Annotated in this window: 12 protein-coding genes; 6 read left to right on the top strand and 6 right to left on the bottom strand. The window is 71.5% G+C overall.

The window, feature by feature from the left end; translation table 11 throughout:
* Nucleotides 1-7 precede the first annotated feature (7 nt).
* The 4 genes from J2N69_RS27055 (at nt 8) to J2N69_RS27040 (ending at nt 3,450) form a co-directional block, all read left to right on the top strand.
* Complete coding sequence (locus J2N69_RS27055; protein WP_230903028.1) at nt 8-688, top strand: glycerophosphodiester phosphodiesterase; 681 nt, start codon at nt 8-10, stop codon at nt 686-688.
* Between the two features lie 31 nt (nt 689-719).
* Nucleotides 720-1,613, top strand: coding sequence for a DUF72 domain-containing protein (locus J2N69_RS27050; RefSeq protein WP_230903027.1), 894 nt, complete (start codon nt 720-722; stop codon nt 1,611-1,613).
* A 140-nt stretch (nt 1,614-1,753) separates the two neighbouring features.
* Nucleotides 1,754-2,938 (top strand): serine hydrolase domain-containing protein, encoded by a 1,185-nt coding sequence (locus J2N69_RS27045; RefSeq protein WP_230903026.1) that lies wholly within the window; start codon nt 1,754-1,756, stop codon nt 2,936-2,938.
* A gap of 44 nt (nt 2,939-2,982) precedes the next feature.
* The gene (locus tag J2N69_RS27040; protein ID WP_230903025.1) at nt 2,983-3,450 is read left to right on the top strand and encodes a hypothetical protein; all 468 of its coding nucleotides are present in this window, start codon (nt 2,983-2,985) and stop codon (nt 3,448-3,450) included.
* Between the two features lie 26 nt (nt 3,451-3,476).
* Here J2N69_RS27040 and J2N69_RS27035 read toward each other — a convergent pair whose 3' ends face one another.
* The 6 genes from J2N69_RS27035 to J2N69_RS27010 all read right to left on the bottom strand — a co-directional run bounded on the left by J2N69_RS27035 (nt 3,477) and on the right by J2N69_RS27010 (nt 11,052).
* Complete coding sequence (locus J2N69_RS27035; protein WP_230903024.1) at nt 3,477-4,187, bottom strand: GNAT family N-acetyltransferase; 711 nt, start codon at nt 4,185-4,187, stop codon at nt 3,477-3,479.
* Nucleotides 4,188-4,437: 250 nt separating this feature from the next.
* Nucleotides 4,438-4,737, bottom strand: a complete 300-nt coding sequence (locus J2N69_RS27030) for a DUF7701 domain-containing protein (RefSeq protein WP_230903023.1) — start codon at nt 4,735-4,737, stop codon at nt 4,438-4,440.
* A complete protein-coding gene (locus J2N69_RS27025; RefSeq protein WP_230903022.1) occupies nt 4,734-5,285 on the bottom strand; it encodes a RipA family octameric membrane protein in 552 nt (183 codons plus the stop codon). The genes J2N69_RS27030 and J2N69_RS27025 overlap by 4 nt, the downstream gene beginning before the upstream one ends.
* A gap of 189 nt (nt 5,286-5,474) precedes the next feature.
* Nucleotides 5,475-6,677 carry a polyamine ABC transporter substrate-binding protein gene (locus J2N69_RS27020; RefSeq protein WP_230903021.1) on the bottom strand — a complete coding sequence of 401 codons (1,203 nt, stop codon included), beginning with the start codon at nt 6,675-6,677 and terminating at the stop codon, nt 5,475-5,477.
* Between the two features lie 83 nt (nt 6,678-6,760).
* Nucleotides 6,761-9,367, bottom strand: a complete 2,607-nt coding sequence (locus tag J2N69_RS27015) for an MXAN_6230/SCO0854 family RING domain-containing protein (RefSeq protein ID WP_230903020.1) — start codon at nt 9,365-9,367, stop codon at nt 6,761-6,763.
* 245 nt (nt 9,368-9,612) lie between these two features.
* The gene (locus J2N69_RS27010; RefSeq protein WP_230903019.1) at nt 9,613-11,052 is read right to left on the bottom strand and encodes a gamma-aminobutyraldehyde dehydrogenase; all 1,440 of its coding nucleotides are present in this window, start codon (nt 11,050-11,052) and stop codon (nt 9,613-9,615) included.
* A 163-nt stretch (nt 11,053-11,215) separates the two neighbouring features.
* Here J2N69_RS27010 and J2N69_RS27005 point away from each other — a divergent pair, with 163 nt between their 5' ends.
* Together J2N69_RS27005 and J2N69_RS27000 are read left to right on the top strand one after the other, a co-directional pair.
* On the top strand, nt 11,216-11,761 hold the full coding sequence (locus tag J2N69_RS27005; RefSeq protein WP_127911332.1) for an Lrp/AsnC family transcriptional regulator: 546 nt from the start codon (nt 11,216-11,218) through the stop codon (nt 11,759-11,761).
* Nucleotides 11,746-13,125 (top strand): aspartate aminotransferase family protein, encoded by a 1,380-nt coding sequence (locus J2N69_RS27000; RefSeq protein ID WP_230903018.1) that lies wholly within the window; start codon nt 11,746-11,748, stop codon nt 13,123-13,125. The genes J2N69_RS27005 and J2N69_RS27000 overlap by 16 nt, the downstream gene beginning before the upstream one ends.
* The last annotated feature ends 191 nt before the right edge of the window (nt 13,126-13,316 follow it).

Genomic DNA, 13,316 nt, shown 5'->3' with positions numbered 1-13,316 from the left:
TGGGGCCATGCGCACCGTGACAGCCGTGGCCCACCGAGGCGATCCCTACCGTTTCCGCGAGAACACCCTCCCGTCCCTGCGCTCCGCGCTCGAACGGGGCGCGGACGCGGTGGAGATCGACGTCCGCCTGAGCAGCGATGGAGTCCCCGTACTGCTGCACGACCCGACGCTCAAACGCCTGTGGGGGTACGACCGTCCGCTCGGCGTCCTGTCCTCAGCCGAGCTGGACGGCCTCACCGAGGGAGGCGTGCCGACGCTGGAGGCGGCCATCGCCGCCACGGAGGGGCACCGGCTCATGCTCGATCTGCCGGACGCCTCCTACGAGGCGGTGCGCACGGTCGTCGGGGTCATCGCCGCCGGTGGGGCGGCCGAGCGTACGTACTACTGTGCGGGCCCGCGGACCATGCTCGCCGTGCGGGAGGCCGATCCCGCCGCCGAGATCGCCCTGACCTGGACGACGCTGGCCCCGCCCCGCCGCGTCCTGCTCGACGCGGTGAAGCCGCGCTGGCTCAACTACCGCTTCCCGCTGCTCGACCGCGACCTGGTCTCCCAGGTGCACCGCCAGGGCTTCCTCGTCTCGGCGTGGACCCCCGACACGCGCCGCTCGATGCGCCGCCTGATCGACGCGGGCGTCGACGCCATCACCACCAACCGCATCGACGTCCTGACGGCGCTGCGCGACTCCTGATCCTTCGGGGCTGTCGGGGTACCCGTGCCGGATGAGTGAGATTCTGGTGGGGACCTGTTCGTGGACGGACCGCGCGCTGCTGGCCAGTGGCTGGTATCCGCGGGGCAGCAAGGACGCGGAGGGGCGGCTTCGGCACTACGCCGAACGCTTCCCCGTGGTGGAGGTCGACTCGACCTATTACGCGCTGCCGAGCGAGCGCAACTGCCGGCTCTGGGCGGACCGCACGCCGGACGGTTTCCGCTTCGACGTGAAGGCGTTCTCGCTGCTGACCGGCCATCCGACCCGGCAGGCCGCGCTCCCCGCAGACCTGCGGGGCGAGCCGGTCGGCCCCGAGCTGCTGGACACCGTGTGGCGGCGTTTCAGCGCGGCGCTCGAACCGCTGCGCGCGGCGGACCGGTTGGGGACGCTGCTGTTCCAGTTCCCGCCGTGGCTGTCCCCCGGCCCGCACGCGGAGAAGGTCCTCGCCGAGTGCGCGCGGCGCGCCGCGGGCTGGCCGGTGGCCGTGGAGTTCCGGCACCCCGACTGGTGGCGGGAGGACGGACGGGACCGCACCACCGCCCTCCTGTCCGACCTGGACATGGCCGCGGTGGCGGTGGACACGGTGCAGGGGCTGCCGCACTCCATGCCTCCGGTGGCGCCGGTCAGCGTGGCGCGGCACGCGGTGGTCCGCTTCCACGGGCGCAGTGCCGCGTGGGGCACGGGGTCCAAGGAGGACCGGTTCCGCCACGCCTACTCCACGGCCGAACTCGCCGAGTGGCTCCCGCGCGTGCGCTTCATGGCCGAGCGGGCCGACGAGGTCCATGTCCTGTTCAACAACTGCTGCGCGGACGCCGCCGTACGCGCGGCGGAGTCGATGACCCGGCTCATCGGCTCGGATCACCTAGGGGATGTCCCGGTCAACACCCTGGTGCGGAACACCGCTTGAGCGGGCGCCTACCCTGAGGCGGCAGAGGGGAGGCATCCTCCGTGCCGACGATCCCCGGCGGCTCCAAGATCACCAGGATGGGAGCACCACGGCACGAGCAGCACGCCGTGCCCTCAGCCCCTGGAGCCTCTGGAGCCCCCATGAAGCCCCCCTTCCGTGCCGCCCTCGCCACCGCCCTGGTCCTCGGTCTCACCGGCGCCGCGGCCGCCCCCGCCCTCGCGCGGGCGCACGCACCGAGCACCTCCGCGTCGGTCTCCCCGGCGGCGGACCCGGACACCAGACCGAACGGCGACGCCCTGCGGCAGGCGATCGAAGGCCTGCCGAACGCCGACGCGACCGCCGCCCTCGTCCGCGTGGGCGGCAAGCACGGTGCCTGGCGCGGCAGTTCCGGCGTACACGATCTGGTGACGCACCGCGAAGCCGACCCGCACGGCCGGTTCCGCGCCGGTTCGACGACCAAGATCGTGACGGCGGCCGTGGCGCTCCAGCTGGCCGCCGAGGGCAGGCTCGACCTCGACAAGCCGGTCCAGCACTACATGCCGGAGCTGTTCCCGCGCCCTGCGGACAAGGACAAGGAATTCCTGCCCATCCCCGTCCGCAGCCTCCTCAACTACACCAGCGGCCTCCAGGCCGGTGACGGCTTCGACGACGAGTACGCCCACCGCTTCGACACGCTGGACCCGCGGACCGTCGTCGCCTCCGCCGTCGCCGAGGGGCCCCAGCACGCCCCGGGTGCCGAGCAGCACTACCGCAACATCGGGTACACCGTGCTCGGCCTGCTGATCGAACGGGTCACCGGGGACTCGTACGCCCATCAGGCCCGTGAGCGGATCTTCAAGCCGCTCCGCATGCGTGACACGTACTTTCCCGGCACCGACCCCCGCATCCGCGGACCGCACAACCGCGGCTACCAGAAGATGGCGCGGCCGGACGGGACGACCCGGCTGGTCGACGTCACCGAGTGGAACCAGTACGACCGTTTCGCGTCGGGCGACATGATCTCCACGACAGCTGACCTGGAGACCTTCACGCAGGCCCTGTTCGGCGGGAAGCTCCTGCCGCCGGCACAACTGAAGGAGATGCTCACGCTGCCCCGCCTGGCACCGGGCGTGCCCGCGGCGACCTTCGGGGCGGGACCTCAGTTCACGAAGGTCAACGGCAAGAAGGTGTGGCTCAAGACCGGCGCCCGCCACGGCTACACGAACATGATCGCCGCCACCGAGGACGGCTCCCGTACGCTCGTGTACTCGGTCAACGCGACCGACGCGAAGGGCGAGGACATGAACCCGGTGACCCAGCGCATCGTGCGGGCCGCGCTGAGCTGAGGTACGCGATCCTGCGGGCGGGAGTGACGGAAGGAAGAGCGGTCATGGCGGCCGGGTGGGACTGGGAAACCGGGGAAGGTCTGCTGGGCATCGACGACCCCGCCGATTGGGACGCCGCGTACGAGCGCGGCGAACGGCGGCTCGGTACCGCGGCCATCGGGCTGGCCTTCAACTGCCCGCTGGAAGCGGCCGCACCGCGCATCGTCACGGCGATGCGGCTTCCCGACCGGGGCCAGCGGGGGTTCGCCTTCACCGCGGCGGGCACCGCCGCCCGGCTCAACGGCAGGCTGACGCCGGAGCTGTACGCGGCGCTGCGCGCGGAGGGTCACCGCGGGGTCGCCGAGAACGCCGTCGACGACACGCTGACCTTCGTGCCGTTCCGCCGGCTGCCGTGGTGGTTCAAGTGGCGGACGGTGGCGTCCAAGGTCGAGGACAAGGCGCAGACCTGGCGGCTGGAGGCCTCGTACGCCGTCGAGGACGTCCGGAACGCCGTGCGTCGACGGCGGCGCTGAGCCCCGCACGGCCGCGGCGCGGGACGTCAGGGCGTACGGAAGCCGCGGAACGTCACGTCCCTGCGGGTCTTGAAGCCGAGCCGTTCGTAGAGGGCGATGGCGGCGGTGTTGGCCTCGGCCACGTGCAGGAAGGGGCGCTCGTCCCGCGCCACGACGCGTGCGACGAGTTCGCTCACCAGGCGGGCGGCGTGGCCTTGTCCCCGCGCCTCGGGAGCGGTGCAGACCGCGCTGATCTCCGTCCAGCCCGGCGGGCGGAGCCGTTCGCCCGCCATGGCCACCAGCGTGCCCTGATCGCGGACACCGAGGTAGGCGCCGAGTTCGTGGGTGCGCGGCCAGAACGGCCCGGGGCGGGTCCGCTCGACGAGGTCGAGCATCTCAGGCACGTCGTCGGGGCCCAGCTCGACCACGGCGACCCCGGCGTCTGCCCCGGCGTCCGGCGGGCCGGGGCGGCCGCTGCCGGGCCAGATCAGCTGCCGGCCCTCGAGGACGAAGACCGGCTCCCAGTCCGACGGCGGTATCGCGGGGCAGCTGAACATGTCGGCGAACGCGTCCGGACCGAGCAGCCGGGCGAGGCCGGCCCACTCCGCCGCCCCCGCGTCGGCGGGCACCGCCGAGAAGGTCGCGACGTCCGGCAGGTAGGTGGCGGCCCGGCCGGCCCGGCGGCCGAGATGCGCGTGAGCACCGCGCAGCGATGCGCCCACCGGGTCGTCGAGCGCGGCGGCGTCGCGGTCCTCCATCGTGCTGTGCCTCTCCTGTCACGCGCGGACGGTCCACCGGATCGCGCGGGCGGTTCGACCCTCACGCACGGACAGCCGCCCGATCTACGAACACTTGTGCCCGAAGTCTACGGGGGCCACGTGGCGCGGGGTCGGGGGCACTTGCCGGCGCATGACCTCGCGGAGGCGTCCGAGGTCGCTCAGGGCCCCACCGGGGTGGGGTCGAGCCGGAACCCGGTGAGTCGCGCGGGTCCCTGCCCCGGCCGCGCTCTCACACTCCGGTACGCCCCATGCGCCGCGCCGCCGCGCGAATGGCCTCGGCGTACGGCGCGTCCGCGGCGCGCGTCTGCGGAGTGAGTTCCTCGAAGGGGACCAGGGCGTCGTGCCCGCTGTCGATCGTCTGCATCCACGCGGACCACGCGTCGTGGACGTCCTCGTCACGCACCTGCTCCCCCTTGGCCCTCAGCAGCACCGCGTAGAGCCGGAACAACGCGTCGGAGTCCTCGGGAGGCGTGGCGTCCGGGGGCAGGCAGGACCGGATCAGATCGGCGAGCGGATCAAGGTATGTCACAGGGACAGTGTGCCTGCCAGCAGGATCAGGTGCGCCAGCGCGAACACCAGCGGGACGATGCGCTCGGAGGTGCCCAGCTCCGCGTAGCGCTTGAACCGGCCGGGTGCCGGATCGCCCTTCAGGACCTCCCACTCGTCGGTGAAGACCCTGACCGGAAGGCGCGCCTCGATCTTGTTGATGACCTTGAACTTGGCCGCGTTGAGGTGCCGGTAGCTGCGGAGCTGCATCCACCAGGCAAGGGACAGGGTCCCGCCGCCCAAGGCCATCACCAGGGACACCCACCACGGCGACTGCGACAGTCTGGGCATCCCGAAGCCGACCAGGGTGACCAGCCCGGTCTGCACGGAGAGGAAGAAGGCGTTGGCCGTCCCGCGGCGGGCGGAGACCCGGTCCGCCATCTCCACGGCGAGCTTGTAGAGCTCAAGTACGTCGTGTCCGTCGGCCCCTTCGAGAGGCACCGACTCTGCCGCATCCGGCCCGCGGGCCCCCGGAGGGGCCAGGTCCGCGAGGCGGCCACGTGCGCTCTCGCCGACGCGATCGGCTTCCATCAGGCTCCCGGGAGCTCGTGAAGGTCCACTCCCGCGCATCGTAGGCCGGGGTGCGGACGGCGTCACCCGCTCGTCGGTCCCCCGTCCCATCCGGGCCCCCGGCGCGACAGGGGCGCTCCGGCGCTCCATCGGGCCGGGCCGGCGCGACGCCCGCCCTCAGGCCGACGCAACGCCCGCCTGAACCCCCGCCTAAACGCCCGCCAACGCGTTCCACCGCTTCGCGAACTCCGTCCGCTCCTTCGGCGTGATGTCCCGCGCGATGGCGAGCCGCCCCCGCATCGCGTCGTCCGGGAAGATCAGCGGGTCCTCCGCGAGGGCCGCCAACTCCTTGTCCTTGGCGGAGGCGAGGACGTCGCGGGCGGCCGGGACCGGGCAGACGTAGTTGACCCAGGCGGCCAGCTCCGCCGCCACCTCCGGCTCGTAGTAGTGGTCGATGAGCCGCTCGGCGTTCCGTTTGTGGCCGGCCAGGTTGGGGATCATCAGGGACTCGGCCCACAGCTCCGCGCCCTCCTCCGGGACCACGAACTCGATGTCCGGGTCGTCCGCCTGGAGCTGGATGACGTCACCGCTGTAGGCCTGGCAGGCCAGGACATCGCCACTGGAGAGGTCCTTGATGTAGTCGTTGCCGGTGAAGCGGCGGATGTGGTGGGAGTCCACCAGCTTCTCGACCCGGTCGCACATCCGGTGGAAGTCGTCGGCCTTCCACTTGGTGACGTCGACGCCGTCGCCCTGGAGGAGCAGCGCGAACGCCTCGTCGAGACCGGAGAGCAGCGTGACCCGTCCCTTGAGATCGTCGGCCCACAGGTCGGACACCTGCTTGATCTCCCGGCCGACCTTCCGCTTGTTGTACGCGATGCCGGTGATGCCCGACTGCCACGGCACGGTGAACTTGCGCCCCGGGTCGAAGTGCGGCGAACGCAGCAACGGGTCAAGGTACTTGGTGACGTGGGGCTGGCGGGCGCGGTCCATCTCCTGCACCCAGCCGAGCCGTACGAAACGGGCGCACATCCAGTCGCTGATGACGATGAGGTCGCGGCCGGTGTCCTGGTGGTTCATCAGGGACGGGCTGATCTTGCCGAAGAACTCGTCGTTGTCGTTGATCTCCTCCGTGTAGCGGACGTCGATCCCGGTCCGCTTCTCGAAGGCCTCCAGCGAGGGGCGCCTTGTCTTGTCCTGGTCGTCCGTGTCGATGTACAGCGGCCAGTTGGCGAACGTCAGCCTCTTGTCCCGCGCCGAGCGGTCGGCGGCGGACCGCTCGTCCGGGGCGATGTACGCGGCGGGAACTCCGCACCCCGCGAGCGTACTGACGGCCACCCCGCCGCCCAGGGCGCGCAGCAGGGAACGGCGGGACACGAAGGAGGCTCTGGGGTTCGCTCGCACACCCGGCAGCATGCGCCTCCGCTTCCCCGCCGGGCAATGGACGCTGCGTCGAGCCGGGCGCGCCTGAGCCGACACCCTGTCGATCACCGCGCCGCTCAGCCGGTGGGCTCCAGCCACGCCGCCAGGTCCCCCGCGGTGATCCGCTCCGGCGGCGCGGCGTCGACCGGGCCGGGGTAGAGGCGGTACGCCGTGCCGGACGCGATGCCCTCCGCGCCCGCCAACTCGCCGTGCAGCAGGGCGAGAAGAGCACGGCGGCCGGTCAGCTCCGGCTCGGCCCGGAGCGTGTCCGGCTCCCAGCCGTCGCGGACGCGCAGCGCGAAGTCGGCGCGCGGCTCGTCCGCCGCGCGGCGGTAGCCCCACAGGACGTGACCGCGGCCGCGGACGTACACCTCGCCGTCGGTGCGGGCCGCGGCGGTCCAGCAGGCCAGGTCCCACAGGGTGGCCCGGCCGCGCGGCTGGAAGGTGTCGAGCAGGTCGTTGCCCAGGCGGCCCATCTGCCGGCGGTAGCGCCACACGTCGTGGCCGGTGCCCGTCGTGGCGAGCGTGACGTCCGCCCACCACGCGTGCCGCGTCCGCAGGTCGACGATCATGGGTACGCGCAGCTTCCCGTCGCCCCCGAGGTCGAAGCGCTGCCGCACGGTCCGCGGGTCGTAGACGGCCCGCTCCTTGCCCCGCACCGCCATGAACCCCGCGAAGGCGTCCGGGAGTTCATCGAACGGCACGTCGTTGTACGAGATGACCGCCGGCACGACGAACCGCACCCCCGTGTTCGCGAGCCGCGGCAGGTCGAGGTCCAGGTACTCGGTGGCGCCGTGCGGGGCGGGCGCCGAGGTGAGGTCGCCGGAGTGGCGGGCGGCGCCGCCCGCGTACTCCAGGTGGGTGTAGTCGCAGTGGCCGATGAAGCGCCACAGGTCGTCGTAGAGCGCGACGGACAGGTCGAGGTCGACACGGGTGCCCTTGGGCTGCGTCCAGTGCAGGAAGAGCCGCACGGTCTCGCTGTCCGCGGGCATGGGCAGCGAGCTGCCGCGCGGCACCGCGACCAGCGAGGCCGCCGACGCGCGCTCGGCGGACGGCACGGGCAGGTCGGCGAGCGAGGCGTCCAGGACGGCCACGTCGTACCGCTCCCCCGCGCGCGCGGCGAGGCGCCGGACGGCCTCGGCCTCGATCAGCTCGGCGGCGCGGCCCGCGACGCGGGAGGGCAGCGGCGGGCGGTGGTCCTCGACGGCGTACGCCTTCGTGACGCGCCCGCGCGGGAAGAAGACGCGGCGGTGCCGGGGAACGGAGCGGATGCGCAGCTGGCCGTACGCGCCGAGGAGCGGGCCGGGAGCGGTGCGCGGCAGGGCGTGCGCGAGCGCCTCGCCGACCGGCTCGGGGAGGGTCTGCGAGCCGGAGCGGGCCAGCAACAGGTCGAGGCGGCGCAGCAGTTCACCGGGGCGGGCGCGCAGGAGCCCGGCGGCGGCCGCCGTGTCCCAACGGCCGAGCGCCTCCTCGACGCGGCTCTGCCAGGTGATGACGCGCAGCCGGTCTCCGGCGAGCCGGACACCGTCGTGCCGGGCGGCCTCGGTGAGCAGCACCTCGCTGAGCGGGCCGTCGTCGAGGCGGGTCTCGCGCAGGACGGCGAAGGCGAGCGCCACGCGGGCGTGCCGGTGGGCGCCCTCGAAGGGGTGCAGGATCTCGCCGACGCGCTTCCACGCGCGCGGGTGGCGGGCCATGTCCTCGGCGAGGCGCGCGAAGTCCAGCCCGTCGAGCAGGGCGAGCAGTTCGCGGCGCACGGGACGGGAAAGGCCGCGCAGGCGCGGCAGTTCGAGCAGGTCGGGGTCGCCGCCGGAGCGTACGGCGAGGAGGCGCAGCACGTCGGTGGCGGTGTCCGCGTACCGCGCGACGAGCGGCCGCGTCTCGGGGAGGTCCAGGAGCGGGGCGAGGGCGAGGGCCTTGCTCTCGCGCAGCGGTATGGACGGGGGCAGCCGGTCGGCGGCGTCGGCCGGGTCGGTGTGGCCGAGGAGGAGGACCAGGTCGTCGTGGTCCTGCGGGCTCAGCGGGGTGCGGCGGGCGAGCAGGGCGGAGAGTTCGGCGGCGGCCTCACCGGGAGCGGCGAGGCGCAGGGCGCGCAGGACCGGGCCGCCGTCGCCGCCGAGGCCGGCGCCGGTGTCGAGCCACGGGTCGACGGGCCCGTCCGTCTCGTAGCACTGCTCGCAGACCGGGCAGGCGTACCACTCGCAGCACTGGTCGCAGCAGCCCCAGTCCTTCTCCTTGCGGTGGCAGTCGTCGCACAGCAGATGGGCGCAGGGCGTGAGCGCGCGGACCCGGACCGTGGTGCCCGCGCAGTTCATGCAGGGCTGGTGCGGCTGGGCGGTGAGGTGCGCGACGAGGGTCGCGGTGAAGCGGTCGTACGCGTGCTGGTAGGGGATGTCGGCGGGGAAGCGCGCGAACAGCGGGGTGTGCGTACGGTCCGAGCCCAGCAGGGCGTCGACGTCGGCGAGCAGCTTCCGCCCGGTCGCGACGAGGTCCGCGGGGGCCAGCGCGGTCAGGGCGCGGCGCAGCGGGGCGGTCAACAGGTGGCCGCAGTCGGCGAGTTCGGCTTCGAGGACGACGACGGTGGCGTCGGCCTCGGCGGTCCGTCCGGGGCCGGGGGGTACATACACGCTCTGGCGGCGGCGCAGCAGCAGCGCGGCGAGGTCGTCGGTCGTGGTGCTCGTCGTCATCAGGTCCACCCCCGTGGTGCAGAGAGATGCGGGGGCGGGAAGTGGGTGCGCTACGGATCTTTTTGCATAAGAAGGAAGAAGGAAGCCCACCACGGAGCCGCCCCCCGCGTACGCAACGGTACGCGGGGGCGGCTCGGTGGTCACCCGAATAAGGCGCCGCGGAAGCGCCCCGTCAGGGGCGCGGGGAGCTGCGCGAGCAACCCCACGACCCGCAGCGGCAAACGGCGATCAGCCCGGCGGACGGACTAGCCCTCGATCGAGGTCATCACGTGCTTGATGCGGGTGTAGTCGTCGAAGCCGTACGCCGAGAGGTCCTTGCCGTAGCCGGACTTCTTGAACCCGCCGTGCGGCATCTCCGCGACCAGCGGGATGTGCGTGTTGATCCACACGCAGCCGAAGTCGAGCACCTTGGACATGCGCATCGCGCGCGCGTGGTCCTTGGTCCACACCGAGGAGGCGAGGGCGTAGTCCACGCCGTTCGCGTACTCGACGGCCTGCGCCTCGTCCGTGAAGGACTGGACGGTGATGACGGGGCCGAAGACCTCGTTCTGGATGATCTCGTCGTCCTGCTTGAGGCCCGAGACGACGGTCGGCGCGAAGAAGTAGCCCTTCTCGCCGACCCGCTGACCGCCCGCCTCGACCTTGGCGTGCGCGGGCAGCCGCTCGATGAAGCCGGAGACCTGCTTCAGCTGGTTGGCGTTGTTGAGCGGGCCGTAGAGCACGTCCTCGTCGTCCGGCTGGCCGGTCTTCGTGTCGGCGGCGGCCTTGGCGAGCGCCGTCACGAACTCGTCGTGGATGGACTCGTGGACGAGCACGCGCGTGGCGGCCGTACAGTCCTGGCCGGCGTTGAAGAAGCCCGCCATCGAGATGTCCTCGACGGCCTTGGCGATGTCGGTGTCCTCGAAGACCACGACGGGCGCCTTGCCGCCCAGCTCCAGGTGGACCCGCTTGAGGTCCTTGGAGGCGGACTCGGCGACCTGCATGCCGGCGCGCACTGAGCCGGTGATGGAGGCCATCGCGGGGGTGGGGTGCTCGACCATCATGCGGCCGGTGTCACGGTCGCCCGTGACGACGTTGAAGACGCCGGGCGGCACGATGGAGCCGATGATCTCGGCCATCAGCACGGTCGAGGCGGGGGTGGTGTCCGACGGCTTCAGCACCACCGTGTTGCCGGCCGCGAGCGCCGGGGCGAACTTCCAGACGCCCATCATCATGGGGTAGTTCCACGGCGCGACCTGCGCGCAGACGCCGATCGGCTCGCGGCGGATGATGGAGGTCAGGCCCTCCATGTACTCGCCGGCCGCGCGGCCTTCGAGCATCCGGGCCGCGCCCGCGAAGAAGCGGATCTGGTCGACCATGGGCGGGATCTCCTCGGACCGCGTGAGTCCGATCGGCTTGCCCGTGTTCTCGACCTCGGCGGCGATGAGTTCCTCGGCCCGCTCCTCGAACGCGTCGGCGATCTTGAGCAGGGCCTTCTGCCGCTCGGCGGGCGTCTGGTCGCGCCAGGCGGGGAACGCGTCGGCGGCGGCCTTCATGGCGGCGTCGACGTCGGCCTGGCCCGACAGCGGCGCGGTGGCGTACGCCTCGCCGGTCGCCGGATTGATCACCTCGGTGGTCCGTCCGTCGGCCGCGTCCCGGAATTCTCCGTTGATGTAGTTGCGCAGACGGCGCAGCTCGGTGCTCACTTCCGGCCCTCCAAGTCAGATGTCCAGTGGATGAGACTCCCACCCTAGTCGCTGTACCGACGCTTTCAACATACCCAGCACCCCAGAACTGCGGAATCCGTGACGATCGAAGTCACAAACAACGAATTTCATCGGTTCGACCTTGCGGAAGTGTCGAGACGTCGTGCACAGTGAGGTCGTGGCCAGTCGCAGCGCAGACCCCAGTAACCCCCGCAGCTCCCGCACCGGCAATCCGGGCGGCAGCGGCAGTGGGAACGGCACCCCTCCCGTGGACGCCGTCTCTCTGGCGATCATCGAGCAGCTCCAGGAGGACGGACGCCGTCCGTACGCCGCCATCGGCAAGGCCGTGGGCCTCTCCGAGGCGGCCGTGCGCCAGCGCGTCCAGAAGCTGCTCGACCAAGGCGTGATGCAGATCGTCGCCGTCACGGACCCGCTCACCGTGGGCTTCCGCAGGCAGGCGATGGTCGGGATCAACGTCGAGGGCGATGTGGACCCGGTCGCGGACGCCGTGGCCGCCATGCCGGAGGCCGAGTACGTGGTGATGACCGCGGGCTCGCACGACCTCCTCGTGGAGATCGTCTGCGAAGACGACGACCACCTGCTCGACGTCATCAACAAGCGCATCCGCGCCCTCCCCGGCGTGCGCTCCACCGAGAGCTTCGTCTACCTCAAGCTCAAGAAGCAGACCTATATGTGGGGAACCCGATAGCCGTGAGCAAGGACCTCAGCCAGACCGCCTACGACCACCTGTGGATGCACTTCACCCGCATGTCGTCGTACGAGAACGCGCCCGTTCCCACCATCGTGCGTGGCGAGGGCACCTACATCTTCGACGACAAGGGCAAGAAGTACCTGGACGGCCTGTCCGGCCTCTTCGTCGTCAACGCGGGACACGGCCGTCACGAACTCGCCGAGACCGCCTACAAGCAGGCGCAGGAGCTGGCCTTCTTCCCGGTGTGGTCCTACGCCCACCCGAAGGCCGTCGAGCTGGCCGAGCGCCTCGCCGACTACGCCCCGGGCGACCTCAACAAGGTCTTCTTCACCACCGGTGGCGGCGAGGCCGTCGAGACCGCGTGGAAGCTGGCGAAGCAGTACCACAAGCTGACCGGCAACCACACCAAGTACAAGGTCATATCCCGCGCGGTCGCCTACCACGGCACCCCGCAGGGCGCCCTGTCCATCACCGGTCTGCCGGCCCTGAAGGCCCCCTTCGAGCCGCTCGTCCCGGGCGCGCACAAGGTGCCGAACACCAACATCTACCGCGCCCCGATCCACGGCGACGACCCCGAGGCCTTCGGCCGCTGGGCCGCCGACCAGATCGAGCAGGAGATCCTGTTCGAGGGCCCGGAGACGGTCGCGGCCGTCTTTCTGGAGCCGGTGCAGAACGCGGGCGGCTGTTTCCCGCCGCCGCCCGGGTACTTCCAGCGCGTGCGCGAGATCTGCGACAAGTACGACGTGCTGCTCGTCTCGGACGAGGTCATCTGCGCCTTCGGCCGCCTCGGCACGATGTTCGCCTGCGACAAGTTCGGCTACGTCCCGGACATGATCACCTGTGCCAAGGGCATGACCTCGGGCTACTCCCCGATCGGCGCGTGCATCATCTCCGACAAGATCGCCGAGCCGTTCTACAAGGGCGACAACACCTTCCTGCACGGCTACACCTTCGGCGGCCACCCCGTGTCGGCCGCGGTCGGCATCGCCAACCTCGACATCTTCGAGAAGGAGGGTCTGAACCAGCACGTCCTCGACAACGAGGACGCCTTCTACCAGACCCTGCGCAAGCTGCTCGACCTGCCGATCGTCGGCGACGTCCGCGGCAACGGCTTCTTCTACGGCATCGAGCTGGTGAAGGACAAGGACACCAAGGAGTCGTTCAACGACGAGGAGACCGAGCGCGTCCTGTACGGCTTCCTCTCCAAGGCGCTCTACGACAACGGCCTGTACTGCCGTGCCGACGACCGCGGCGACCCGGTCGTGCAGCTGGCCCCGCCGCTGATCTCCACGCAGGAGACCTTCGACGAGATCGAGGGCATCCTGCGGCAGGTGCTCACGGAGGCGTGGACGAAGCTCTGATCGGCGTTCGATCCGCGCACCGATGGACCAGCGACCGCGCGTGATTGTCTGATCAGCACCGGCCCGGAGGCGACCGTTCGAGTGAGAACGGACGCCTCCGGGCCGCGTCCTTTCCTGGCAGGTCCGCCCGAATCCTTAGCGTGCCCAGTGACCGATCGGCCCCGCCTTCGTTCCCCCGTATGGGGGAGGCA

The sequence above is a fragment of the Streptomyces huasconensis genome (assembly GCF_021028635.1).
GTDB classification, from domain to species: Bacteria; Actinomycetota; Actinomycetes; order Streptomycetales; family Streptomycetaceae; genus Streptomyces; species Streptomyces huasconensis.
Note: the sequence above shows the minus strand (reverse complement) of the source record. Positions and strands in the feature narration are given on the sequence as shown.

What these genes read in the sequence shown, in the direction of transcription:
- J2N69_RS27050 (WP_230903027.1), top strand. Translation starts at nt 720, where the DNA reads ATGAGTGAGATTCTGGTGGGGACCTGTTCGTGGACGGACCGCGCGCTG.
- J2N69_RS27045 (WP_230903026.1), top strand. Translation starts at nt 1,754, where the DNA reads ATGAAGCCCCCCTTCCGTGCCGCCCTCGCCACCGCCCTGGTCCTCGGT.
- J2N69_RS27040 (WP_230903025.1), top strand. Translation starts at nt 2,983, where the DNA reads ATGGCGGCCGGGTGGGACTGGGAAACCGGGGAAGGTCTGCTGGGCATC.
- J2N69_RS27025 (WP_230903022.1), bottom strand. Translation starts at nt 5,285, where the DNA reads ATGGAAGCCGATCGCGTCGGCGAGAGCGCACGTGGCCGCCTCGCGGAC.
- J2N69_RS27035 (WP_230903024.1), bottom strand. Translation starts at nt 4,187, where the DNA reads ATGGAGGACCGCGACGCCGCCGCGCTCGACGACCCGGTGGGCGCATCG.
- J2N69_RS27055 (WP_230903028.1), top strand. Translation starts at nt 8, where the DNA reads ATGCGCACCGTGACAGCCGTGGCCCACCGAGGCGATCCCTACCGTTTC.
- J2N69_RS27015 (WP_230903020.1), bottom strand. Translation starts at nt 9,367, where the DNA reads ATGACGACGAGCACCACGACCGACGACCTCGCCGCGCTGCTGCTGCGC.
- J2N69_RS27020 (WP_230903021.1), bottom strand. Translation starts at nt 6,677, where the DNA reads ATGCTGCCGGGTGTGCGAGCGAACCCCAGAGCCTCCTTCGTGTCCCGC.